Annotated in this window: 17 protein-coding genes; 1 reads left to right on the top strand and 16 read right to left on the bottom strand. The window is 63.7% G+C overall.

Going from position 1 to position 24,596, the window contains the following annotated elements; all coding sequences use genetic code 11:
* Window positions 1–8 precede the first annotated feature (8 nt).
* The 4 genes from J3T92_RS08845 to J3T92_RS08830 form a co-directional block, all read right to left on the bottom strand.
* A complete protein-coding gene (locus J3T92_RS08845) occupies window positions 9–4,172 on the bottom strand; it encodes a DNA-directed RNA polymerase subunit beta' (protein WP_267401143.1) in 4,164 nt (1,387 codons plus the stop codon).
* A gap of 88 nt (window positions 4,173–4,260) precedes the next feature.
* Window positions 4,261–7,827: a DNA-directed RNA polymerase subunit beta gene (rpoB, locus tag J3T92_RS08840; protein ID WP_267401141.1), complete on the bottom strand. Its 3,567-nt coding sequence runs from the start codon at window positions 7,825–7,827 to the stop codon at window positions 4,261–4,263.
* Window positions 7,828–8,021: 194 nt separating this feature from the next.
* Window positions 8,022–8,672: a hypothetical protein gene (locus J3T92_RS08835; protein WP_267401140.1), complete on the bottom strand. Its 651-nt coding sequence runs from the start codon at window positions 8,670–8,672 to the stop codon at window positions 8,022–8,024.
* 30 nt (window positions 8,673–8,702) lie between these two features.
* Entirely contained in the window at window positions 8,703–9,695 is a 993-nt protein-coding gene (locus J3T92_RS08830; protein ID WP_416378912.1) for an A/G-specific adenine glycosylase, read from the bottom strand.
* A gap of 112 nt (window positions 9,696–9,807) precedes the next feature.
* Here J3T92_RS08830 and J3T92_RS08825 point away from each other — a divergent pair, with 112 nt between their 5' ends.
* Complete coding sequence (locus tag J3T92_RS08825; protein ID WP_267401139.1) at window positions 9,808–10,461, top strand: tRNA (cytidine(34)-2'-O)-methyltransferase; 654 nt, start codon at window positions 9,808–9,810, stop codon at window positions 10,459–10,461.
* A 15-nt stretch (window positions 10,462–10,476) separates the two neighbouring features.
* On the opposite strand, the gene J3T92_RS08820 is transcribed toward J3T92_RS08825, so the two are convergent.
* The 12 genes from J3T92_RS08820 to J3T92_RS08765 all read right to left on the bottom strand — a co-directional run bounded on the left by J3T92_RS08820 (window position 10,477) and on the right by J3T92_RS08765 (window position 24,557).
* Window positions 10,477–11,841, bottom strand: a complete 1,365-nt coding sequence (locus tag J3T92_RS08820) for a PFL family protein (RefSeq protein ID WP_267401138.1) — start codon at window positions 11,839–11,841, stop codon at window positions 10,477–10,479.
* 10 nt (window positions 11,842–11,851) lie between these two features.
* Window positions 11,852–12,124 (bottom strand): ACT domain-containing protein, encoded by a 273-nt coding sequence (locus J3T92_RS08815; RefSeq protein WP_029677784.1) that lies wholly within the window; start codon window positions 12,122–12,124, stop codon window positions 11,852–11,854.
* A gap of 116 nt (window positions 12,125–12,240) precedes the next feature.
* The gene (galK, locus tag J3T92_RS08810) at window positions 12,241–13,503 is read right to left on the bottom strand and encodes a galactokinase (protein WP_267401135.1); all 1,263 of its coding nucleotides are present in this window, start codon (window positions 13,501–13,503) and stop codon (window positions 12,241–12,243) included.
* Entirely contained in the window at window positions 13,500–14,783 is a 1,284-nt protein-coding gene (gene galT, locus J3T92_RS08805) for a galactose-1-phosphate uridylyltransferase (protein WP_267401134.1), read from the bottom strand. The genes galK and galT overlap by 4 nt, the downstream gene beginning before the upstream one ends.
* An 82-nt stretch (window positions 14,784–14,865) precedes the next feature.
* Window positions 14,866–15,717, bottom strand: a complete 852-nt coding sequence (locus J3T92_RS08800) for a DeoR/GlpR family DNA-binding transcription regulator (protein ID WP_267401133.1) — start codon at window positions 15,715–15,717, stop codon at window positions 14,866–14,868.
* A gap of 219 nt (window positions 15,718–15,936) precedes the next feature.
* On the bottom strand, window positions 15,937–16,641 hold the full coding sequence (locus tag J3T92_RS08795) for a polyprenol monophosphomannose synthase (protein ID WP_267401132.1): 705 nt from the start codon (window positions 16,639–16,641) through the stop codon (window positions 15,937–15,939).
* A 47-nt stretch (window positions 16,642–16,688) separates the two neighbouring features.
* A complete protein-coding gene (locus J3T92_RS08790; RefSeq protein WP_267401131.1) occupies window positions 16,689–18,050 on the bottom strand; it encodes an NADH:flavin oxidoreductase/NADH oxidase in 1,362 nt (453 codons plus the stop codon).
* Between the two features lie 134 nt (window positions 18,051–18,184).
* On the bottom strand, window positions 18,185–20,446 hold the full coding sequence (locus tag J3T92_RS08785) for a transglycosylase domain-containing protein (RefSeq protein WP_229132540.1): 2,262 nt from the start codon (window positions 20,444–20,446) through the stop codon (window positions 18,185–18,187).
* 41 nt (window positions 20,447–20,487) lie between these two features.
* Complete coding sequence (locus J3T92_RS08780) at window positions 20,488–21,207, bottom strand: Crp/Fnr family transcriptional regulator (RefSeq protein WP_220236916.1); 720 nt, start codon at window positions 21,205–21,207, stop codon at window positions 20,488–20,490.
* Between the two features lie 123 nt (window positions 21,208–21,330).
* Complete coding sequence (locus J3T92_RS08775) at window positions 21,331–22,557, bottom strand: lipoate--protein ligase family protein (protein WP_267401129.1); 1,227 nt, start codon at window positions 22,555–22,557, stop codon at window positions 21,331–21,333.
* Complete coding sequence (locus tag J3T92_RS08770; RefSeq protein ID WP_267401128.1) at window positions 22,539–23,483, bottom strand: TM2 domain-containing protein; 945 nt, start codon at window positions 23,481–23,483, stop codon at window positions 22,539–22,541. The genes J3T92_RS08775 and J3T92_RS08770 overlap by 19 nt, the downstream gene beginning before the upstream one ends.
* A 30-nt stretch (window positions 23,484–23,513) precedes the next feature.
* The gene (locus tag J3T92_RS08765) at window positions 23,514–24,557 is read right to left on the bottom strand and encodes a 3-isopropylmalate dehydrogenase (protein WP_267401127.1); all 1,044 of its coding nucleotides are present in this window, start codon (window positions 24,555–24,557) and stop codon (window positions 23,514–23,516) included.
* Window positions 24,558–24,596 lie beyond the last annotated feature (39 nt).

Here is a 24,596-nt window from a genome sequence, read left to right as displayed (position 1 = left end):
TCAGACGCTCACTGGTTGGAGTGCTGATCCTCCGAAGAGGAGAAGGTGGCCGAACCGGACTGCTGGGACGGATTCTGGGCGGAGTCACTGCCATCGGCGGCATCCGAAGATCCCGTGTTCGTGGTGGCAGCCGTCTGATCGCCGGCCTCAGCTGACGGATCCTGCACGTTGGGGGTGCCCAGATGGCTCTGGCCGCCCTGGTCATTGAGGAAATCGTCCGGGTTGAAGTCGTCGCCCAGCTTCAAGTCCCCGAAGTCGATGTTGGAGAAGTCCACATCGTTCAGGTCGGCATCGCTCAGATCCACGTCGCCGCCACCCAGACCGAAGTTGGGGTAGATGGTGTCGCGGATGGCCTTGTCGGGCTCCACAGTGGCGTTGCGGTACCTGGCCAAGCCGGTGCCTGCCGGGATCAGCTTGCCGATGATCACGTTCTCCTTGAGGCCCTTCAGGTCGTCGACCTTCTGGTTCAGGGCGGCCTCGGTGAGCACGCGGGTCGTCTCTTGGAAAGAGGCGGCCGACAGCCAGGAGTCGGTGGCCAGGGAGGCCTTGGTGATGCCCATGAGCTCGGGGCGTCCAGCGGCCGGCTTGCCTCCGGCCTTGACGGCCTTCATGTTGGCGGCCTTGAACTTGGCCTGGTCAACCAGCTCGCCGGGCAGCAGATCGGTGTCGCCCGAGTCGATGACCGTCACGCGACGGAGCATCTGGTGGACGATGACCTCGATGTGCTTGTCGTGGATGTCCACGCCCTGGGAGCGGTAGACCGTGTGCACCTCATTGACGATGTTCACCTGGGCGGCGCGTGGGCCGAGGATACGCAGGATCTTCTTGGGGTCTACGGAGCCCTCGATCAGCTGGGTGCCGGCCTCGACGTGCTGTCCATCCTTGACCATCATGGGCGCACGGCGGGTGACCGGGTAGGTCAGCGCCTCCACGGAGGTGTCATCCGGGGTCAGTGTCACCTGACGGCCGCGGTCGGTGTCCTCCACCTTGACGGTTCCAGGGAACTCCGCAATGGGTGCCTCGCCCTTGGGGGTACGGGCCTCGAAGAGCTCGGTGACACGGGGAAGACCCTGGGTGATGTCGGAGGCCGAAGCCACGCCGCCGGAGTGGAAGGAACGCAGCGTCAGCTGGGTGCCAGGCTCGCCGATGGACTGCGCGGCCACAATGCCCACGGCCTCGCCAACGTCCACCAGCTTGTTGGTGGCCAGGGACCAGCCGTAGCACTTGGCGCACACCCCGCGGGTAGACTCGCAGGTCAGGACCGAGCGGGCCTTGACCTCCTCCACGCCGTGGGCGACCATGTCGCGAAGCACGTCCATGGACAGGGCATCGCCGCGCTTGTAAAGCACGGTCTTGCCGTCCTTGGGGTCGATGACGTCGGCCGCCAGGAGGCGGGAGTAGGGACCGCCGTCGGCCGCCTTGACCAGGACCAGGTTGCCCTGCTCGTCGCGCTCGGCCACCTTCATGGTCAGACCGCGCATGGTGCCGCAGTCCTCCTCGCGCACAATCACATCCTGGGAGACATCAACCAGACGACGTGTCAGGTAGCCCGACTCGGCGGTACGCAGTGCGGTGTCGGCCAGACCCTTGCGTGCGCCGTGCTGGGAGATGAAGTACTCCAGCACCGAAAGACCGTCATGGTAGTTGGACTTGACCGGTCGAGGGATGATCTCGCCCTTGGGGTTGGCCACCAGGCCTCGCATGCCGGCGATCTGGCGAATCTGCATCCAGTTGCCTCGTGCGCCGGACTGGACCATGATGTTCACGTTGTTGTCCGGAGTGAAGTGCTCCTGCATGGCGTCAGCCACCTTGTCGGTGCACTCGGTCCACAGGTTGATCAGCTCCTGACGGCGCTCTTCGTCGGTCAGCAGACCCATGTCATACTGGGAGTTGACCTTGGCAGCCTGTCCCTGGTACTCGTTGACGATCTCGCTGCGCTCGGGTGGCACCACGATGTCGGAGAAGGCCATGGTCACGCCGGACCACTGGGCCCGGGTGAAGCCCAGATCCTTCAGGGCATCCAGGGTGGCCGCGACCTGGGCGGTCGAGTACCGGGTGGCGATGTCGTCCACAATGCCGGACAGCTTGCCCTTGGGCACCTGCTCGTTGATGAAGGGGTAGTCCACAGGCAACGTCCGGTTGAACAGGACCCGCCCGTAGTTGGTGGCGAACAGACGGGAGCCGTCCTTGAAGACCTCCTCCTTGACCACGTCGGGGCTGCCGGGCTCGGGCTCGACGACCTTGAGGTCGCCGGGCTTCCAGTCCTTGGGCATGACGAAGTCGGCGGGGACCCGCAGCAGGATCTTGGCCTGCATGTCGATCTCACCCAGGTCCAGGGCCATCCGGGCCTCAGCCAGGCTGGAGAAGATCCGGCCCTGGCCCTTGGCGCCGTCAACCACCGTGGTCAAGTAGTACAGACCCAGAATCATGTCCTGAGAAGGCATAGTGACCGTGTGGCCGTCGGCAGGCTTGAGGATGTTGTCGGAGGCCAGCATGAGCGAGCGGGCCTCAGCCTGGGCCTCAGCCGACAGGGGCAGGTGAACTGCCATCTGGTCGCCGTCGAAGTCGGCGTTGAAGGCCGCGCAGGCCAGCGGGGGCAGGTGGATGGCCTTGCCCTCGACCAGGATGGGCTCGAAGGCCTGGATGCCCAGACGGTGCAGCGTAGGCGCACGGTTGAGCAGGACGGGATGCTCGGAGATGACCTCCTCCAGCACGCCCCAGACCTCGGGGTCGCCACGGTCCACCAGGCGCTTGGCGCTCTTCATGTTCTGGGCGTAGTTGAGGTCCACCAAGCGCTTGATGACGAAGGGCTTGAAGAGCTCCAAGGCCATGGGCTTGGGCAGGCCGCACTGGTGCATGCGCAGGGAGGGCCCGACTACGATCACGGAACGGCCGGAGTAGTCCACACGCTTGCCCAGCAGGTTCTGACGGAAGCGGCCCTGCTTGCCCTTGAGCATGTCTGCCAGGGACTTCAGGGGACGGTTGGAGGCTCCGGTGACGGGACGGCCACGGCGGCCGTTGTCGAAGAGGGAGTCCACAGCCTCCTGGAGCATGCGCTTCTCGTTGTTGAGCATGATCTCGGGAGCGCCCAGCTCGATCAGGCGCTTGAGCCTGTTGTTGCGGTTGATGACGCGTCGGTAGAGGTCGTTCAGGTCGGAGGTGGCGAAACGGCCGCCATCCAGCTGCACCATGGGGCGCAGGTCGGGCGGAATGACCGGGACGACATCCAGGACCATGGCCTCGGGCTTGTTGCCGGTGTTCAGGAAGGCGGAGACCACCTTGAGCCGCTTGAGGGCACGGGCTTTGCGCTGGCCGGAGCCGGTATCGATCTCGTGGCGGAGCTCCTTGGCGGCACCCTCCAGGTCGAAGTCCTGCAGGCGCTTCTTGATGGCCTCGGCACCCATGCAGCCCTCGAAGTAGTCACCGTAGCGGTCCTGCATCTCCCGCCACAGGTCCACGTCGCCTTCCATATCGCCGGGCTTCAGGGTCTTGAAGCGGTCGAAGACGGCGGTGATCCTCTGAATCTGATCGTCGTAACGCTTGCGGATGGCGGTCATGTCCCGCTCGGCACCGTTGCGCAGACGTGCCTTCATAGAGCCTTTGACCTCGTCGGTCTTCTCCAGCTCGGCCAGGTCCTCTTCCAGCTTCTTAGCGCGCTTGTCTATCTCCAGGTCGCGCTTTTTCTCCAGCTGGGAGATTTCGTTGTCGAACTCGTCCTGCAGGTCAGGCAGATCCTTGTGGCGCTGCTGCTCGTCCACCTTGGTGACCATGTAGGCCGCGAAGTAGATGACCTTCTCCAAGTCCTTGGGCGCAATGTCCAGCAGGTATCCCAGCCGGGAAGGCACGCCCTTGAAGAACCAGATGTGGGTGACGGGGGCGGCCAGCTCGATGTGGCCCATACGCTCGCGGCGGACGCGGGAGCGGGTGACCTCCACGCCGCAACGCTCGCAGACGATCCCCTTGAAGCGCACGCGCTTGTACTTGCCGCAGGCGCACTCCCAATCTCGGGTGGGTCCGAAGATCTGCTCGCCGAACAGACCGTCCTTCTCGGGCTTCAAGGTACGGTAGTTGATGGTTTCGGGCTTCTTGACCTCGCCATAGCTCCAGCCGCGGATGTCGTCGGCGGTGGCCAGTCCGATTCTCAGTTTGTCAAATGCATTGACGTCCAGCACTCTGTGTCCTGTCTCTGATCTTGTAACTGCTCTGAAGTTTGCCTCTTGGCGGGATGCCCGTCAGACGGGCATCCCTGTGACTGGTGGTTCAGCGGTACTCCGGCTCGGGAGCGGACTGGTCTGCCTTGGCTGCAGCGTCCGGACGGGCGCCGATGTTGAAGCCCAGGTCGTCGGAGGCAGCGCTCGGGTCGTCGTCCTCGTCCTTCATCTCGATCACGTTGCCTTCCGCGTTGAGCACTTCCACGTTCAAGGAGAGCGACTGCATCTCCTTGAGCAGCACCTTGAAGGATTCGGGGATGCCGGCTGCCGGCAGGTTCTCCCCGCGCACGATGGCTCCGTATGCCCGGACGCGGCCATCCACGTCGTCGGACTTGGTGGTCATCATCTCGTGCAGGGTGTAAGCGGCGCCGTAGGCCTCCAAGGCCCAGACCTCCATCTCGCCGAAACGCTGGCCGCCGAACTGGGCCTTACCGCCCAGGGGCTGCTGGGTGATCATGGAGTAGGGGCCGGTGGACCGGGCGTGAATCTTGTCGTCGACCAGGTGGTGGAGCTTGAGCATGTACATGTAGCCCACGGAGATGGGCTTGGTGAAAGGCTCGCCGGTACGGCCATCGTAGAGCACGGCCTTGCCGTCGTCGCCCACCAGGCGCTCGCCGTCACGGTTGGGCAGGGTGGTCTTGAGCAGACCGTTCAGGGCATCCTGACGCACGCCGTCGAAAACCGGGGTGGCCACGGCGGTGCCGGGCTCGGCCTTCTCGGCGCCTGCCGGGATGTGCTTCTTCCACTCCGCTTCCAGGTCGGGGTCCAGGCTGATGTCCCAGCCGGAGTGGGCGATCCACCCCAGGTGGAGCTCCAGGACCTGGCCCAGGTTCATACGGGAGGGCACGCCCAGGGGGTTGAGCATGATGTCGATGGGGGTGCCATCGGCCATGAAGGGCATATCCTCCTCGGGCAGGATTCTCGAGATGACGCCCTTGTTGCCGTGGCGGCCCGAGAGCTTGTCGCCCTGGGTGATCTTGCGGTGCTGGGCGATGTAGACCCGGATCATCCGGTTGACGCCGTTGGGTAGCTCGTCGCCGTCCTCCTCGGCATCCTCGCGGGTGACCTCCTTGACCTCGATGACCGTGCCGGTCTCGCCGTGGGGCACCCGCAGGCTGGTGTCGCGCACCTCGCGGCTCTTCTCGCCGAAGATGGCCCGCAGGAGCCGCTCCTCGGGGGTCAGCTCGGTCTCACCCTTGGGGGTGACCTTGCCGACCAGGATGTCGCCGGCCTCGACCTCGGCACCGATGCGGATGATGCCGCGCTCGTCAAGGTTGGCCACTGCATCCTCGCCCACGTTGGGCAGGTCGCGGGTGATCTCCTCGGCGCCCAACTTGGTCTCGCGGGCGTCGGTCTCGTACTCCTCGATGTGGATGGAGCTCAGGGTGTCGTCCTGGACCAGACGCTGGGAAATGATGACGGCGTCCTCGTAGTTGTAGCCGTTCCAAGGCATGAAGGCCACCAGGAGGTTCTTGCCCAGGGCCATCTCGCCCTTCTGGGTGGCGGGGCCATCGGCGAGGACCGTGCCGACCTCGACCCGCTCCCCATCCTTGATCAGAGGAACCTGGTTGTAGCAGGTGGTCTGGTTGGACCGCTGGAACTTGGCCAGCTTGTAGGAGGACTGGGTGCCGTCGTCATTCATGACACGAATGATGTCGGCGGAGACGTAGGTGACCACGCCTGGCTTCTCGGCCAGGATGACGTCACCGGAATCGATGGCGGACCGCCACTCGGAACCGGTACCCACCAGGGGACGCTCGGACTTGACCAGGGGGACGGCCTGACGCTGCATGTTGGTGCCCATCAGTGCTCGGTGGCCCTCGTCGTGCTCCAGGAAGGGGATTAGGGAGGCACCCACCGAAACCATCTGCCGGGGGGAGACATCCATCAGATCCACCTGGGAGACGGGCACATCCTTGGCCTCGGCCTCGGCATCACGGACCAGGGCCTCGTCCTCGACGAAGTGTCCGGTCTCGTCGATCTCCTGGTTGGCCTGGGCGATGGTGTGCTCGGACTCCTGGTCGGCGGTCATGTAGACCACGTCGTCGGTCACCTGGCCATCAATGACCTTGCGGTAGGGGGTCTCGATGAAGCCGAAGGGGTTGACGCGGGCGAAGGTGGCCAGGGAGCCGATCAGACCGATGTTGGGACCTTCAGGGGACTCGATGGGGCACATGCGTCCGTAGTGGGAGGGGTGCACATCGCGCACCTCCATGGAGGCACGGTCGCGGGACAGGCCGCCGGGGCCCAAGGCCGAAAGACGACGCTTGTTGGTCACGCCGGCCAGCGGGTTGTTCTGATCCATGAACTGGCTCAGCTGGGAGGTCCCGAAGAACTCCTTGATGGTGGCGTTGACCGGGCGGATGTTGATCAGGGACTGCGGGGTGATGGCCTCGGCGTCCTGGGTGGTCATCCTCTCGCGGACTACACGCTCCATACGGCTCAGGCCGGTGCGCAGCTGGTTCTGGATCAGCTCGCCCACCTGGCGGATGCGGCGGTTGCCGAAGTGGTCGATGTCGTCCACGTCCACCCGCAGCTCGATGTCCTGGCCGTCGCGGCGGCCGGGGAAGGTCTGCCCGCCGGCATGCAGGGTCACCAGATACTTCAGGGTGGCGATGATGTCCTCGGGATGCAGGCTGCGGTCGTTGAAATCGGCCTCAAGGCCCAGCTTGCGGTTGATCTTGTAACGACCGACCCGGGCCAGGTCGTAGCGCTTGGTGTTGAAGTAGAAGGAGTCCAGCAGGTTGCGGCCGGCCTCGGGAGAAGCGGTGTCAGCAGGCCGGATCTTGCGGTAGAGGTCGGTCAGGGCCTCGTCCTGGGTCTCGATGGTCTCCTTCTCCAGGGCATCCAGCACCAGCGGGTAGCCCTTGAAGGCCTTGCGGATCTGCGGCTTGGTCATGCCGATGGCCATGAGGAAGACGATGGCGGACTGCTTGCGCTTGCGGTCCACGCGCACGCCCAGCACATCGCGCTTGTCGATCTCAAACTCCAGCCAGGCACCCCGGCTGGGGATGATCTTGGCCCCGAAAATCTCCTTGTCGGAGTTGCGGTCCTGGGTGCGGTCGAAGTAGACACCCGGGGAGCGAACCAGCTGGGAGACGATAACGCGCTCCGAGCCCCCGATAATGAAGGTGCCGTGAGGGGTCTGCAGCGGGAAGTCGCCCATGAAGACGGTCTGCGACTTGATCTCGCCGGTGTCCCCGTTTTCGAACTCGGCGTTCACATACAGAGGAGCCGAGTAGGTGTAGTCCTTCTCCTTGCACTCCTGGACCGTGTGCCGAGGCTCCTCGAAGTAAGGATCCGAGAAGGTCAGGCTCATGGTCTGGGCGAAGTTCTCAATGGGAGAGATCTCCTGGAAGACCTCATCCAGGCCGGAGACGGGGGCCACGGTATGGGTCCCGTTGACCTGATCCTCCTCGACCCGCTTCTTCCAGCGGTCGTTGCCGACCAGCCAGTCGAAGCTATCGGTCTGCACACCCAGGAGGTAGGGCACCTCGATGGGTTCGCGGATGGATCCGAAGTTGACACGATCGGTGGCCTTGTGCAGTTTGATGTCGTGTTCGTCAGCGCGTGCCTGCGTAGTGGTGGTACTTCTTACAGCTTTATTGGCAGCCAAAATGGACGTTCCTTATCGCTCGCCGTACTCGATCATTCCTGTTACCCCAGGGAGATGCCGAATGGCCGCCATATGCCTATTCGCGGGCACCTCCTCGATGATGCATGCCCGCTATATGACACACCTCATGCAAAGCATCAAGAATACCAGCTAAGAGCCCCGGAAGCAATCGGCGTGTCGTTTTAGAGCAACTGCTATTGGACCATGACCGGCACAGGCTGGGAAACCACTCGGGGATTGGCCTTGAGGACCAGCTTGGCCTGGTAGGAGCCGGCATTGACGCGGGGCAGCTGATCGTCGGACAGGCAGCTGTCCTGACTGCTGTCGGCATTCCAGGTGATGGTCTGCACGTCCTTGTCGCCGGTGGCCATGAGCAGGGTGCGAGCCCCAACCGGACAGGCATCGGAACGCCAGATGGTCTCCTCGCCGCTGGTGATAATCAGCACCCGGCCGCCGTCGGAGCCGTCCACCAGACAGGAGCCCGTTCCCTTGTGACGAATGGTCGCCGTAAAGTCGATGGATCCGCCGACCCCGGTACTGGGATCGGGCGCGGCCAGCTCCAAGGCCAAGTCCTCCTTGCCGCAGTCAGGAGCTCCTGAGGAACGCTTCTTGCCGGAATCCTTCTTCTGCTTGTCTTTGTCCTTGGATTTGGTCTTTGAGCTCTGCTGGACACTGGTCGAGGTTCCCTGGGCCCCATTGCCTCCACGCAGTGCTCGGATGCCGGCCCCCACGCCCCAGACCAGACCAGCGCAGACCAACAGAAAAAGCACCGCCAGCAGGGCAGCCGCAATCCTCCGGCGACGGTACATCCGCCGCTTCTTCTCGCTCATGCGTCGCTTGGCCATACTTCTCCAGTCTAATCGTCAGGGCTGCCTTCACTGCGGCAGACTCAGGAGGCCATCTGGGCCGATCTCCAGAAGGCCGTCCTCGTCCAGGGAGGCGATACACCGATCAAGTCGGATTTCGTCGTCGCACAGGGATTTCAGGTCCTTCCTGGAGACGGGCGCGCCCGAAGCCTGTCGCAGTGCCTGGAGAATGGATCCGCGAATCTGCCGATCGGTGCCTGCGAAGCGCTGCCGGGGCCTGGTCCTGCCTGCACCCAGACCGGGCAGCCCAGCCTTGAGGAAACGGCAGTGGCCGGCCAGAGGACAGATGTCGCAGACCGGCTTGCGGGCCACACAGACCGTAGCCCCCAGCTCCATAACGGCCTGATTCCATCGGGCCGAGGGCGGCTCCCGCCAGGCTGCCGACCGGATCTGCGGGTCAGCCGTTCCCAAGCTGTCGTCACCATTCACGTGATGATCAGAAACTTCTGAATCTTCGTCCTCAGGCAGGACCTGCCAGGCCAGCTGGTGCTCTTCTCGGCTGGCAGCACCCCCTTTGGATTCACGTCCCAGAAAGACCCTGGAGAGCACCCTGCGAATGTTGGTATCGATGACGGCGATCCTCTCGCCGTAGGCAAAGCTCATGACAGCGCTGGCCGTATAGTCGCCGATGCCAGGCAGGGCCACCAGCTGGTCGTAATCCCGGGGCAGCCGGTCTGCGTGCTGACTGGCCACCTGCCGCGCGCACTCCTGCAGGCGCAGGGCTCGGCGCGGGTAACCCAACCTGCCCCAGGCCGTAATGACTTCAGCCTTGGGGGCGGCGGCCAGTGAGGCCGCATCCGGCCAGACTTTCATCCAGGCCGTCCAGTAGGGCACCACCCGACTCATCTGGGTCTGTTGGCTCATGACCTCGGAGACCAGGACCCCCCAGGGCGTGGTTCGCCCGAAGCGCCAGGGCAGGTCGCGGGCATATCGGCTCCACCAGTCGAACAGCCGCAGACGGATGGGCTCCGTCTCCGCCAAGGTCATCTCCGCACGCTCCATGGGTCACACCGCCCCTCACCATCCGATTCCGCCTCATTCAACCGCCGTATTCTGCCCGACGGTGCCGACCGGCACTGCCTGGCCTGTCGTTTGGCGACGGTAGGTTGGCCTCATGAACAGGCAGGAACAGGAGCGGTCCGGCGACCCCTCGAAGGCCGTCGAAAGCATGTACGAGTACGGATACCGCAAATCGAACTATGGTCCCGACGAGCTGGTCACCGACGCCCACGGCAACCCCATATCGGTAGTGGATGCCATGATGAAGGCCGATCAGGCCAGCCGTGTCAAGACCTCCACGCCCCACCTGTGCTACTACTCGCCGCGAATCCCCGGCAACACCGGCTCGGCCATCCGCCTATGCGCCGTGACCGGCACCATCCTGCACCTGATAGAACCCCTGGGCTTCAACCTCAAAGACACCAAGCTGCGCCGGGCCGGCCTGGACTACCACGACATGGCCCATGTGGTCCTGCACCCGGACTTCGACGACCTGGTCCGCTCCATGCCCGACAGCCGAATCATCGCCTTCACCGCCCACGCCGACAAGCTCTACACCGAGGTCAGCTACCGGCCGGACGACATCCTCCTGTTCGGCCCCGAACCGGGCGACATCCCCGACCCCATGGAGATCATGGCCGACCCTCACGTGGCCGAACAGGTCAGGCTGCCCATGCGACCCAGCCTGCGCAGCCTGAACCTGACCAACTGCGCCTCCATCGCCATCTACGAGGCCTGGCGGCAACTGGGATTCCAAGGCGGTCGCTGAACCCCGCGAGCGCACTCAGTTCTTGAAGCTGTGAATGGGTGCCGGGATGTGTCCGCCTCGATTGACGAAGTCCGCGCAGGAACGGGTATTGACCGGCACGACCGGCCCGCCGCCCATGAGCCCGCCGAACTCGGCCCACTCGCCCACCTGCTTGCCGATGACAGGAATGACCCTGACAGCGGTGGTCTTCTGATTGATCATGCCTATGGCCGCCTCGTCGGAGATCAGGCCGGCAATGGACTCAGCAGATGTATCCCCGGGGATGGGGATCATATCCAGCCCCACCGAGCAGACGCAGGTCATGGCTTCAAGCTTCTCCAGGGTCAGGCTCCCCTCCTGCGCAGCCTGGATCATGGCGGCGTCCTCGGACACGGGGATGAAGGCCCCAGACAGCCCGCCCACCGAGCTGGAAGCCATGATGCCGCCCTTCTTGACCTGATCATTGAGGATGGCGAGAGCAGCGGTGGTCCCCGGTGCGCCCACCTGCTCCAGGCCCATGGCCTGCAGGACCTCGCCCACTGAATCCCCGACGGCAGGGGTGGGCGCCAGGGACAGGTCGATGATCCCGAAGGGCACGTCCAACCGACGGCTGGCCTCCTGGGCCACCAGCTGCCCCACCCTGGTGATCTTGAAAGCCGTGCGCTTGATGGTCTCGCAGAGCTGCCCGAAGTCCGCCCCTCGCGCGGATTCGAGGGCGGTCTTGACCACTCCAGGACCGGAGACCCCCACGTTGATGACGGCCGACCCCTGGCTGACCCCATGGAAACCGCCGGCCATGAAGGGGTTGTCGTCCGGAGCGTTGCAGAAGACCACCAGCTTGGTGCAGCCGGAGCTGTCCGAGTCGGCGGTGCTCTCGGCAGTGGCCTTGACGACCCGGCCCATCAGGGCTACGGCATCCATATCGATGCCCGTTCTGGTGGAGCCCACGTTGACGCTGGCGCAGACCCGTTCCGTCTGGCTCAGCGCCCTGGGCAGAGACTTTATCAGCAGCCGCTCGGCCGGGGTCATGCCCTTGCCGACCAGGGCCGAGTAGCCGCCGATCAGGTTGACGCCGACCTCTTGGGCCGAGCGGTCCAGGGCCTTGGCCACGGCCACATAGTCCTCCACGGTGTGGCAGGCTCCGGCGGCCACCAGAGATATGGGGGTGACGGTGATCCGCTTGTTGACGATGGGAATGCCGTATTCGCGGGCGATGGAGTCCCCAGTGGGCACCAGGTCGCCGGCCAGGGAGACGATCTTGCGATGAATGTTTCGGCAGAGCATGTCCACATCCTGGCTGGCGCAGTCCAGCAGGCTGATGCCCATAGTGATGGTGCGCACGTCCAGGCGCTCCCGGTCGATCATGTCGTTGGTCTCCAGGACCTCGTCACGTGTGATCATGGCTGCCTCCTCAGACCCGGTGCATCCTTGTGAAGATCTCCTCGCGTTGGCAACGGATGGAGACTCCGATGTCCTCTCCCAGGGATTCCATCCTCTGACTCAATGCATCGAAATCATCCCGGCAGGCGGTGCAGTCCACAATCATCATCATGGTGAAGAAGCCGTCCAGAATGGTCTGCGAGATGTCCAGCACGTTGATACCCTGCTGGGAAAGGTCTGTGCAGACCTTGCCGATGATGCCGATGGCATCCTTGCCTACCACCGTGATGATCGCCTTGTCCATGACCGTCCTCCTCATCCACCTCGCCCTTGACCGGATCCCATGAAAACCGGATCCCCGCTCCCCCAGCTTAGAGGAGCGCCGGGAGAAGCAAGGTCGTAGAAGTCTACAGTCCGGATTCAGGATTCGCGCGCAGCAGCCGAGGAGGGCAGGGCGATCAGGGCCCTTGGGGCCTTGAATCCTTTGGAGGCGAATCGTTCGGCGATGTCACGGGCAAGATCGGAACCCTTGCCGGCATCAGCCAGGGCGATGATGGATCCGCCGAACCCGCCGCCAGTCATGCGAGCCCCGTAGGCCCCGCCCTGGCGTGCCGCATCTACGGCCTCATCCAGCTCCGGGCAGGTAACTTCGTAATCGTCCCTGAGAGAGTCATGGGAGGCGTTGAACAGGCGGCCGGCCAGGACGTAATCGCCCCTGCCGAAGGCCTCGATGAAGCGGTCCACCCGTCCAATCTCGCTGACCACGTGACGGACCCGCCGACGCATGGTCTCCTCAGGCAGCTGCTCCAGCAGGACAGCCAGGGCGGATGGCGGATCAGCAGCCCCATTGACCTGATCGGCCGCCTGACGCAGGTTGGCCACCCCCAGCAGATGCGCGGCCTGCTCGCAGGTGGCCCGTCGCTGATCGTATTGGCCGTCGTTGAGCTGATGCTGGGCCCTGGTGTCGACGACCAGCAGCTCCAGGCCCGCAGCTTGCAGGTCGAAGGGGACCTGGTGCACGTTGCTCATGGCATCCAGCTCTGGCCGACAATCCAGCCGCAGGGCGCAGCCGGTTCGACATCGCATGGCGGCGCTCTGATCCATGCCGCCGGTGGAGGCGCCGGCCATATCGTTCTCAGCCGTGATGGCGGCCTGGATCAGCCTGACCCGGCCAGCCTCGTCACCGCCCAGCCCCAGACCGAAGAGGTCATCCAGGGCCAGGGCCACGGCACAGGTCATGGCCGCCGAAGAGCTCAACCCTGACCCGACTGGCACACAGGAGGCCAGGGCCAGGTCAAACCCTCGAACCCCAAGGAAGCCGTCCCGCTGCAGGGCCCAGGCCACCCCGACCGGGTAGGCCGCCCATCCGCTCACTCCCCGAGCCTGAAGACCATCCAGGTCGGCCTGGACCGGATGCTCCGGATCCATGGTGGAGACCAGACGGACCCGGCTGTCCGTCCTGGGACTGACGGCCACATAGGTACGAGTGGGCAGGGCGATGGGCAGGCAGAGCCCGGCATTGTAATCCGTGTGCTCGCCGATCAGATTGATCCGGCCCGGAGCGCTCCAGACGCCCTGGGGATCTTCGCCATAGACCTTTTGGAAAAGCTCCCGGGCCTTGGTGGCCCCCTGGCCGTGGGCGCCCTGGGTCCAGGCCTGCATGAATTCCACTCTCGTCGTCATTGATTCTCTCCATTCTCCAGATCCAGGGGTCCCAGCTGGCGGAAACGGTCGGCGATCCGCTCGGGGGTGGTGTCCGACACCCAGGCAGCCATGCCTGACTCGGATCCGGCAAGATACTTGATCTTGTCCACGGCCCGACGGAAGGAGAAGAACTGCAGGTTGAGCCGGTAGTCCTCCCGCCGCGGATCGTGCAGCGGTGCCTGGTGCCAGGCGGCGATGTAGGGCAGATCCATCCCCCTGCCGTCGCCCTTGTCGAAGAAGGCGTTGCCCCTCTTGAGCAGGGTGGAATACATGACGGCCAGGTCCCAGCGCTCCTGGTCGTTCAGCTGATCCAGGCTCAGGATCCCGTCGCGGATGGGGGCCAGGTGGACTTCCAGGGGCCAGCGAGCGGCGGCAGGCACATAGGCCACCCAGGTGGCATTGCGGAAGACCACCCGCCGCCCGGAGTCCAGCTCGGCCTTGAGGATGTCCGCCAGGAGGTTGCCGCCGGTGCGCTCCCGGTAGTCGGCGCACTGCCTCAACTCCTGCTCCAGCCGGGGGGCGATGAAGGGGTAGCAGTAGATCTGTCCGTGGGGGTGGGCCAGGGAGACGCCGATCTCCTGGCCATGGTTCTCGAAGGGGAAGATCTGTTCGATGCCCTCCATGGTCGAGATCTCAGCAGTACGGAAGGCCCAGGCCTCCACCACCGTCCGCAGACGGGAAACCGGCAGATCGGCGGGCAACGCGTGCTCATCGGGGTCGAAGCAGACCACCTCGCAGCGCCCGTTGGCCTCGCGCACCGGCCAGAGTGGGTTGCCGTCCACCAGGGAGGGCTGGTCGACCGCCTGGGTATTGGGCACCTGCATCATGGAGGGGAAACGGTTCTCGAAGACCGCCACGTTGTAGTCCACATCGGGGATCTCCCCATCCTGGTAGGGGTCCCCGGGCTTTCTGGCGGCCAGGGGGTTGCCCTTGGCGGTGGCCTGCGGGCCGGCGGTGATGGGCCGGTTCATCCGGGCCGTGGCCATGGGAATCCAGTCGCCGGTCAGAGGGTCCCGACGCATCTGCGGCGGCTGGAAGGGCACCGTCCTGCCCTCCTGGTCCTGATGGGGGGCGAACCGGTCGGTCAGCGGACGGGGATCGTCCAGACGCCTGGTCTTGCGGCCGGAGACGTACTCAGGATCGTCGTCCAGGTAGAAGAACCGGCGTCCGTCGGCCAGCCTGGTGGGGGTGATGCGGATGTGCTCCCTGGCATACTCGCCGGGAACATACCGTTGGGGGACATACTGCTCTGACTTCATGCTGCTCCTTCATCGTCCGTGATGATTGACAATCCATGGCAACCAGCTATGGCAACCCGCACACCCCAGTGTGACCGGCCGCTCATTGAACCTGATCCTCAGACCCATCGGTGGGTTGAGCCTGGCCTTCCTCGGGGTTTACCGGCACCAACGCCAGCCGCTTGACCAGGGACCGGGTGGCCTCGGCCGACTCCTGGTCCAGCTGGTCGTCGGTGATGACGGTGTCTACCTGGTCGAAGGAGGCGAACAGGGACAGGGAGGTGCAGCTCCACTTGGTATGGTCGGTCAGGATGATGGTCCGGTCGGCGATGTCCATCAGCGCCATATCGGTGGCCGCCTCCAGGGAATTGGGCATCAGGAAGCCGCGTGGGATGGAGACCGAGTGAGTCCCCAGAAAGACCGTGTTGACCCGCAGGGAGGCAATGACCTTATCCGCAATGGGGCCTACCAGGGAGTTGGACCGGGTGATGACGCCGCCGGTGACGATGACCTCGACGTCCTTGCTCTCCATGGCCTGAACCAGCTCGGCCACGGGGATGGAATTGGTCAGCAGGGTCACGCCGGCACACTGACGGCTCTCCAGGAGGTGCTGGGCGAAGACATAGGCCGTGGTTCCGCCGCCGATGGCGATGACGTCGCCCGGGGAGACATAGTCGATGGCGTGACGGGCGATGGTGTCCTTGAGGCCCATGTCCATCTGCGACTTGACCGAGAAGAGCGGCTCAGCCAGCAGCGAGCTGGTAGTGACGGCCCCTCCGTGGACCCTCTTGAGCAGGCCCTTGTCCGCCAGGTCGGCAATGTCCCGACGGATGGTCATGGCGGAAACGCCCAACTCCTTGGAGAGGGCGGTGATACGGACTGCGCCACGAGTACGCAACCGGTTCAATATCAGGTGTTGGCGTTGTGACGATATCATTCGAACATTATCGCACACATTCGCCCAAATTGGCAAGCCGACCATTGGACTGTGGTCGCGGTCCAAAAACAGGGACGAGCAATCGATGTTTCTTCGTTACCCGGACCATTCTTCCATATGCCAGAAGCCTGCCGAGGTTATTGCAGCAATCCGTCAACCCAAGCGCAACCTGTCTTCAAGTCGCCTACAAGGGCCTGAGGAGTCGCCGGAGAAAGCGAACACGATGGCGATGCAATGTCAGTTTCGATGGGTCAACCGTTCAAGTCCCCACAGGGTCACCTGGACCATGGCCTCCAGTACGATCCCGGCATCCATCTTCGAGCTGCCGCGAACCCGCTCCACGAAGACTATAGGCACTTCGACGACGCTCAGACCCATGGCCTGGACCCGACGCAGCATATCCACCTGAAAGACGTAGCCGCTGGAGCGAACCTTTCCCAGATCGATGCGCCTGAGCACATCCGCTCGATAGACCCGCAGCCCGGCGGTCATGTCACGCACTGAGGATCCCAGGGCGGTGCGCGCATACCAGGATCCCATACGCGAGATCAGGTCCCGATACCAGGGCCAATGTTGAGTGCGGCCTCCGCGCACCCGGCGCGAGCCGATGACCAGATCCGGATGCGCCTCACCTCGGGCCACCGCCAGCATCCTAGCCAGATCCTGGGGTCGATGGGAGCCATCCATGTCCATCTCGCAGATCAGGCCATAGCCATGCCCCAAAGCCCAGCGGAAACCCTGCACGTAGGCAGGACCCAACCCGCGGCGGTCATGCCGATGGATGACGTGCACGCGAGGGTCGCGCTTGGCCATGTCCTCGGCCTTGGCACCGGTGCCGTCCGGCGAGTTGTCGTCGACGACCAGGACATCGACTTCCGGACAGCAGGCCAGCAGCTGTGGAAGGGTCACCCCAATGTTGTCAGCCTCTTGATAGGTAGGCATGACCACAACGGTCCCTGCTCCACCACGAACAGCGTCCATGGCCGCTCTCAGCGTGCGATGCCGTAGGCCCCGCGCCGGTAAGGCTCAGGGTAGGGGGCCTGCTGAGCGGACAGCCCCAGTTTGTAGGCAGCCCTGAGCGGCCAGTAGGGGTCGCGCAGACTGGCTCGACCGATCTCGACCGCATCGGCCAGACCCTTGCGTACGATCCGGTCAGCCTGCCTGGGCTTGGTGATCAGCCCCACCGCTGTGGTGGGAATCAGCACCTGACTGCGCACCTGGTAGGAGAAGGGCACCTGGTAGTTGGGAGCGGCTGGGATCTTCACGCCTGGCACCAGACCCCCGGTGGAAACGTCAATCAGATCCACCCCGTGCAGCTTGAGCACCTTGGCGGTGCGGATGGTCTCGTCCAGACCCCATCCGCCAGTGGCCCAGTCGGTGGCGGACATGCGCACCAGCAGGGGCATGCCCGAGGGAATGACCTCGCGCACCGCATCGGTCACCTGGATCAGCAGGCGCATTCTGCCGGACAGGTCACCCCCGTACTCGTCGCTGCGTCGGTTGATCAGGGGATCCAGGAATTGTGAGAGCAGGTAGCCGTGGGCGGCGTGCAGCTCCACTCCCAGGAAGCCGACTTGAACGGCTCGCACGGCAGCTGAACGGAAGTCAGCCACAATGGAGGCTATCTGCGCCCGCGAGAGCTGAACCGGGACCGCCATCCTCCCGAAGGCGATGGGGCTGGGACCCACGGGCTGCCATCCTCCTTCGGCCACGGGTACGGTGGCGTTGATATAGCCCATGGAGGAGCACCCGGAGGAGCCCTTGCGCCCCGAATGGTTGAGTTGGACGATGGGGACGGCTCCAGCGGCCTTGACATCCCGGACGATGCCCTGCCAGGCCCTGGTCTGCTCGTCATCCCATAGCCCCACGTCGCAGGGAGAGATCCGCCCCTGGGGATTTACAGCCGTGGCCTCCCCGATGACGACCCCGAAGCCGCCCAGGGCCCTGGATACATAGTGCTGATAGTGGAAGTTGGTAGGAACCCCGTCATGCCGCAGGGACGAATAGGTGTCCATGGGCGGCATCCAGATCCTATTGCGGATGTGCTGGTCGCGCAGTTCCATGGGCTGGAAGAGCGCAGGCAGGGCCGTCTCCCGCCTTTTTCCTGATTTTGATTTCCTGGCCTTTTTGACTCTTTTGGCCTTCTTGTCCTTCTTGGACGATTTGATCCCCTTGGCAGCCTTGCCAGTCTTCTTCTTGCCGTCGCCGGCATCCGGCTCAAAGGGCCAGATCGGTTTGGAAACATCCAACCTGCCGGAGCCGCTCACCGGCCCCGGCATCACCTGATCCTCATGAACCCGGCCGTCGGCCCGAGGGGCCTTGTCATCCAGCTCTGAATATTCCTGGACCATCTATTCCTGCCTCTCCCGGCGGACGGCCGTACCCCTCGTGGTCCCGCCCGTCGACGAATCCCTAATGGTCTCCATTGTAAGCACAGCCTCGCTCGGGTCCCAGCCGGAACCCATCAAGCGGATCAGGCCAGGTACTAGTCAGCCGCTTGCACGCTCTGAGTCGCTTCCGAAGTGAGCTCCTCGCTCTCCGGCTCCTGCACGCCTACACCACGGGTCATCTGACGCTGCTGCATCGGAGCCGACTGCTGAGGCTGGACCCCGCCGGTAAAGCGAGCGTCGGGGTTGCCGTAGGAATTATCAGGCTGAATGTTGGCAGCGGCCAGGTAGGTGTTCATGAACTCCTTCCATGCCGGGGTGGCGATGTACATGCCGTACCAAGTGCCCATGGACCGTCCGTTGATGACCTTGCCATTGAAGGAGACCTGACCCTCGGCATTGCCCACAGTGACGAAGGAGGCCACCTGGGGCACGAACCCGCCGGTCAGCATGTACTTGTCCTCATGGGTGCCCGTCTTGGCGAAGGTCTTGCGGCCCCCGTCCAGCTGGGTCACGGCCGCCTCGCCTCCGGGCTGGACCACGCCCTGGTTGAGGGCATAGGCGGTGGTCTCGGCGATGCCCGGGTCGATGGCCTGATGGCAGTTGGCCTTGGGCACCTTGATGGACCGCTTGTTCTTATCGATCACCTTGGTCATGGCAATAGGGCTGCAGGCCACGCCCTTGGCGGCGATGGTGGCGTAGACGTTGGCCATGGTCAGCGGGGAGGCCTGGACCGATCCGATGGTCATGGGCGGCTGGAAGCTGTTGTCTGAGTGGATGTCCATCTGGTCCTTGGGCGAATTGTGGTAGCCCATGTCCTTGGCTGTATCCGCTATGCTGCACAGACCAATCTGCTGGGCCATGGAGGCCTGGGTGGTGTTGTGCGAGCGAATCAGGCCCTGCAGGGGGCTCTCAGGCGAAGTGGTGCCGCCGCCCGAGTTCTCAACGTGCCAGCTGCCAGTGCCGAATCCGTAGGAGGTACCGTCAGCCGTCTTACAGGCGAAGGCGGTCTGCGGATAGCTGGTAGAGGTGCGCAGGGGCTGGTTGATGGACTTGCCGGCCTTCATCCAGGCCACCAGATTGATGGGTTTCCAGGTGGAACCCACGGGGAAACCCCAGCCGCCGCCATCCTGCTGGTCCACTGCATAGTTGATGGCCGTGCGGGTGCCACCGCCGGAGTTCTGGGTGGCGTCGTAAATGCGGTTGATCCCGAAGCCCAAAACCTCGCCGGTGCCCGGACGAATGGCCGCCATCGTCACTTCGAAGCCGGTCGGATCATCCACGGGGATGGTGTCCCGGGCCGCCTTCATGGCTGCGGCGTTGGCATTGACGTCCATGGTGGTGTAGATGTCCAGGCCGCCCTCCTTGAGGAGTTTGTTGCGATCCTCCTGGCTCTTGCCGAACTCCTTGGAGTTGAGGATCTGCTTGGTCACGTAGTCGCAGAAGAAGGCCGCGTCCCCGGCCGCCTGGCAGCCGGCGTCCGCAGACTGCACATGCAGCATCTGATCCAGCGGCTTGGCCTTGTTCTCCTCATACTGGCGCTGACTGATGTAGTTCTCCTGCCTCATCAGATCCAGGACGATGTTCCGCTGCTCCTGAGCGGCCTTGATATTGACGGTTGGGTCGAAACGTGCGGGATTCTTGGTCACGGCGGCGATGGTGGCCGACTCGCCCGGATCCAGCTCCTTGGCCGACTTGCTGAAATAGCGCCTGGCCGCCGACTCAACCCCGTAGACGTTGGTTCCGAACTGGGCGATATTCAAGTACCCTTGAAGAATCTCGGCCTTGGAGTACTTCTTCTCCATCTGCACCGCTATCAGCATCTCCCGCATCTTGCGGGCTATGGTCTCCTCCTGGGCGTGATACTCGGCGATGGGGTCGTTGTTTTCCTCGGCCTGGTTCATGAGCACGTTTTTGACGTACTGCTGGGTCAGGGAGGAACCGCCCTGGGTGTCACCCTGCTTGATGTAGGTCTGGATGAAGGCCCTGAGCACGCCCTGGGTATCCACGCCCGCATGCTCGAAGAAACGACGGTCCTCACGGGCCACCACGGCCTTCTGCATGTAGTCGGAGACATCCTTGATGGGTACCACAATCCGGTTTTGCGCGTAGAAGGTGGCGATGACGGTATGCCCGTCGGAGGCGTAAAGGCGGGACTGCTGGGGCAGATCGTTGACGTTGAAGTCGATGTTCTCCGTCTTCAGAGCAGGCATCAGATTCTTGGAGACGGCGTTGATGCCGAAGACTGCGGGGAACAGAAAACCAGAGACGACCACGCCACCTGCGACGCAGAAGATGAGGTAAGCCAGCAACAGCGTGAAAAAGCGCCTGACCGACATGGATTTCTTTTGTTCGGGCATGGTCTCCATCCTAGGCCGTTGGCTCTACCTGACAGCGGCGTTCACATGCGTGAGCGTCGAATCAGCGGTCCTGGCTGGAAAATGATGATGGTGCGGCCCTTGCGAGAGATCCATCCCCGGTTGGAGAAGTCCATCAGGGCTTTGTTGACAGTCTCGCGCGAGGCACCTACCAGCTGGGCCAGCTCCTCCTGAGTCAGGTCATAAGGAACCATCAACCCCTGCTCGAAGGGTTCGCCGAAGCGTGTGGCCAGATCCAGCAGGGTCTTGGCCAAGCGGGCCGGCACGTCCAGGAAGACCAGGTCGGAGATGCGCTCGTTGTCGGTCCGCAGGCGGTGGGCCAGCACCTGAAGCATGTCCACGGCCACCTTGGGATGCTGGTTGAGCCAGTCAAAGAGGGCGTCATGGTCCAGGGCAGCCACCTTGGTCTTGTTGACCATGACCACGGCCGATGCGGTACGAGGCCCGCCTGAAGGGTCAAAGACGGGAATCTCGCCCAGGATCTCCCCGCGCCCGTGGATGCTGAGCAGCTGGATGCGGCGGTCGGGCGACTGCCGGACCAGCTTGACCCGGCCCTCCTCCAGCAGATACATGCGGTGGTCTGTGTCACCCTGTCGAAAGATCGTGGACCCCTTGGCGTAAGTGGACTCGTGCATGGTGTCCAAAAGCTGGTCGGCATCCTGCCTGGGAACTTGTTTGAATAGGGCGGTCTGCCTGAGGGCGTTCCCGTCATCGGGAATCTCGTTGGGCTTGTGAACCGCCATACTCCGCACTCCTTTTCGCCATATTTGGCGGGTCTGCACCGACTCACGCATGGTTGATGACCTCACGCCGGGTTCGACGCGACTGAGCACGATTATACCCACACACATCAACCCCCTCGCCTGTCATGCGATCTGGGCGGTCCACTCCCCACGGCCGTAGCGCTGCCGGGCCAGGGTGCGGGCCCGTTGCTCAACCTCGGGCGCAGGACTTGATATGCGAAGATCCGACACCAGGGAGGGCAGGGTGTCCAGAAGGGCATCGATCAGAGATTGACGGGTCAGACTGGTCTGCCTGTCGATGGGATCCACCCGGCTTTTGACCGAGGTCACGGCCTTGTCGTGGAATTTCGCCGGATCCACGTTGAGCACCTGGGCCATCAGATCGGCATCCACTGAGTAGGAAAGGGTAGTGTGGTGGAGCAGTCCGCCCGGCCCACGGGAGCCTGGCGGCAATCTGCGTTGGGCGGCGCCCCCCATCTTGCCCCGCGGGGAGGCGATGTCATTCATACCCTGCCAGCCCGCCTGAATCCCTTGCATGCGCAGACCACGAACCAGCCAATAGTCGCAGATCCGGTAGGAGTCGATCAGGTCGGTCCCCTTGACGAAGTCCAGGGGCAGATAGAGGGAATAGGTGATGGCCCGGTCGGGCTGGATGACCATGGTGCCACCGCCGGTACAGCGGCGAACCAGGGTAAAGCCCAGACTGCGCGCCCGCTCCACGTGGACCTCCCGGCTCAGGGACTGGAAGCGTCCCAGGATCACCGCTGGCGCCGCCCAGTTCCAGATGCGCAGGGTGGGTGGCAGCTGGCCCTGGGCCACGACATCATTGAGAGCCTGATCCATGGCCATCTGCATGGCCGACTGACGTGGACGGTCCCTGATCAGGTCCAGCTTCAGGCCAGACCAACGGCGGCGGCATTCGACCTCGTCCGGCTGCGACTGTTGAAAAGACGCCTGGTCGGGCTCCTCGTGCCTGTGGATGACCAGCCCAGACGGCAGGGCGCGCTCCAGTGCAGTCACTAGGGTCCATGGGGACACGCCGACAACCCGTTGGCCATCCCCTTCTGCCATGATCCTGCCCAGTCGCTTCAGAGCCAGACCAGGATCCAAGGGCAGCGGGATACGGCAAATTGCGGATTCCAGCCGGGATACCGGCCCATGATCATCCTCGGGTTCACGGGAGGCGGTAGGAGCCGGCTCCGTAAAGAAGTCGCCGTCAATCCTGCAGGAAGTGATGACTGGACGGGAGTCTGCCCCCCGGCCCAAGGTCAGGGTTACGCCCGCAAGTTTACCGCACATCTGCTTGCCGACACCGTGCAGAGGGGCCGGATTCAATCCGTCAACTCCCATCCGCGAGCGTCACGATGCCAGAAGGAGCCGGTTGAAGATGTCAGAATCAGGATGCCTTCGATCAGCCCCCAGATTATGGCAATGGTCGGCCCAATGAAGAAGAAGAGGAAGCCGATCAGGGTGAGCATGAGCTGAGCCACACCCCGGCCGGTTCTGCCCAGGTAGAAGTTGCCCACGCCGAAGCAGCCCAGAAAGATGCTGAGCAGACCTGCCGCCAACTTAGTATGCGGAGTGGGTGATATTGGATAGGGACTCCTGCCGGTGGGCATAGCCCCTGGATACCCGCCCTGGGGCATGCCCGGATAGGGCCAAGGCATAGGAGCCTGCGGGGGATACTGCCGGCCAGGATATTGATTGCCTGGATACTGGCCTGCTGGGTATTGATTGCCCGGATACCCGCTCGGTGAGTACTGGCCAGACGGGTACTGGTCGGGATAGCCCTGTCCCGGCTGATAGGGCCTTGGCGGATACTGGCCACCAGGATATTGCAGACCGGTTGGATATTGTTGACCAGCTGGATACCCGGCGGTCGGATACTGACTGGGCTGATAGGGCCCTGGCTGATACGCCCCAGGATATTGGCCGCCGTTCTGAGGGGCAAATGGGTATCCGGCATTGGCCCTCTGACCTGTCGGATACCCACCATGGGGATACTGACTCGTGGGATACTGACCGGTCTGATACGGACTCTGATTCCCTCCGCCAAAATCATGGCCAGCGGGATAGCCCGAAGCCTGTTGCTGCCCGTCGACTGCATCTGGACCTGACTGGCCCGGCTGCGCAGATTTGGCAGCGGTATCTCCCCCGGCGGGCTCCTGTTGCTCGGGCGAAACCTGCGGGGACGGGGAGGGACCGAAGCCGGGATTCCCTGTCGGCATATCGCTGGACTGCCGGTCATCCGGCTGGGGGGCATCATCCATAGTCATGCCCTCCAGTCTAGCCGCCATCCGGCCCGATCACAGCCGGCTTAGGATATCTCTGCCGATCTGCTCCGTGCTCCGCTGGGTGGAGCCGGAGCGTTCGATGTCGTCCTCCACGGCCCGTTCGATGCCGGCCGCCTCGTCCTCAAAGCCCAGATGATCCAGGAGCATCCCGGCCGAGAGAATGGCAGCCGTGGGGTTGGCGATCCCCTTGCCGGCGATGTCAGGGGCGGACCCGTGGATGGGTTCGAACATGGATGGGTAGGTGCCCGAGGCGTTGATGCAGCCGGAGGCCGAGTAGCCCACGCCTCCCACCACAGCCCCCGCCTCGTCCGTGAGGATGTCGCCGAAGAGGTTGTCGGTCACGATCACGTCGAAACGGCTGGGCTCGGTCACCAGGAATATGGTGGAGGCATCGATGTGCAGGTACTCGCGCTCCACGTCGGGGTACTCCTGACCCACCTGGTCGACCAGCCGCTGCCACATGTCTCCCGCATTGGTCAGTACGTTCTTCTTGTGGACCAGGGTCAGGCGGCGGCGACGCTTCATGGCCAGCTGGAAGGCGTAGCGGATGACCCGTTCCGCCCCGTAAGCAGTGTTGATGGAGACCTCGGTGGCCACCTCCTGGGGAGTGCCCCGGCGAATGGAGCCGCCGGCCCCGGCGTAGAGCCCCTCGGTGCCCTCCCGCACGACCACGAAGTCGATGTCACCCGGATTGGCCAGGGGTGACACCACGCCCTTGTAGAGCTTGGAAGGCCGAAGATTGACATACTGGTCCAGTTCGAAACGCATTTTGAGCAGCAGCCCCCGCTCCAGGATGCCGGCCTTGATGCGGGGGTCGCCGATGGCCCCCAGGAGGATGGCATCCTGCCGCTTGAGCCGGTCCAGATCCTCATCGGGCAGAATGGCTCCATCACGCAGGTATCGCTCAGCACCCAGGTCGAAGTCCTCATAGCGGATATCAGCCTTGCCCCGGGTCACCTTCTCCAGCACAGCCTGAGCCTGGGGAACGATCTCCTTGCCGATGCCGTCACCGGCAATGACCGCAATGTTATATGTTTTCTGCTTGCTATTTGTCATACTGCGAGCATAACGAGCCAGCCAAGCCCCTTTCACGAC

It is taken from the genome of Bifidobacterium sp. B4081 (assembly GCF_026537335.1).
Lineage (GTDB): Bacteria > Actinomycetota > Actinomycetes > Actinomycetales > Bifidobacteriaceae > Bombiscardovia.
This window is presented reverse-complemented; position numbering and strand designations above follow the sequence as displayed.

Coding starts and splice junctions, on each gene's coding strand:
- J3T92_RS08820 (WP_267401138.1), bottom strand. CDS start 11,841: ATGATCACACGTGACGAGGTCCTGGAGACCAACGACATGATCGACCGG.
- J3T92_RS08775 (WP_267401129.1), bottom strand. CDS start 22,557: ATGGGAGTTGACGGATTGAATCCGGCCCCTCTGCACGGTGTCGGCAAG.
- J3T92_RS08830 (WP_416378912.1), bottom strand. CDS start 9,695: ATGGAGCGTGCGGAGATGACCTTGGCGGAGACGGAGCCCATCCGTCTG.
- galT (WP_267401134.1), bottom strand. CDS start 14,783: ATGAAGTCAGAGCAGTATGTCCCCCAACGGTATGTTCCCGGCGAGTAT.
- galK (WP_267401135.1), bottom strand. CDS start 13,503: ATGACGACGAGAGTGGAATTCATGCAGGCCTGGACCCAGGGCGCCCAC.
- J3T92_RS08780 (WP_220236916.1), bottom strand. CDS start 21,207: ATGGCGGTTCACAAGCCCAACGAGATTCCCGATGACGGGAACGCCCTC.
- J3T92_RS08785 (WP_229132540.1), bottom strand. CDS start 20,446: ATGCCCGAACAAAAGAAATCCATGTCGGTCAGGCGCTTTTTCACGCTG.
- J3T92_RS08815 (WP_029677784.1), bottom strand. CDS start 12,124: ATGGACAAGGCGATCATCACGGTGGTAGGCAAGGATGCCATCGGCATC.
- J3T92_RS08765 (WP_267401127.1), bottom strand. CDS start 24,557: ATGACAAATAGCAAGCAGAAAACATATAACATTGCGGTCATTGCCGGT.
- J3T92_RS08790 (WP_267401131.1), bottom strand. CDS start 18,050: ATGGTCCAGGAATATTCAGAGCTGGATGACAAGGCCCCTCGGGCCGAC.
- J3T92_RS08770 (WP_267401128.1), bottom strand. CDS start 23,483: ATGACTATGGATGATGCCCCCCAGCCGGATGACCGGCAGTCCAGCGAT.
- J3T92_RS08795 (WP_267401132.1), bottom strand. CDS start 16,641: ATGCCTACCTATCAAGAGGCTGACAACATTGGGGTGACCCTTCCACAG.
- J3T92_RS08825 (WP_267401139.1), top strand. CDS start 9,808: ATGAACAGGCAGGAACAGGAGCGGTCCGGCGACCCCTCGAAGGCCGTC.
- J3T92_RS08835 (WP_267401140.1), bottom strand. CDS start 8,672: ATGGCCAAGCGACGCATGAGCGAGAAGAAGCGGCGGATGTACCGTCGC.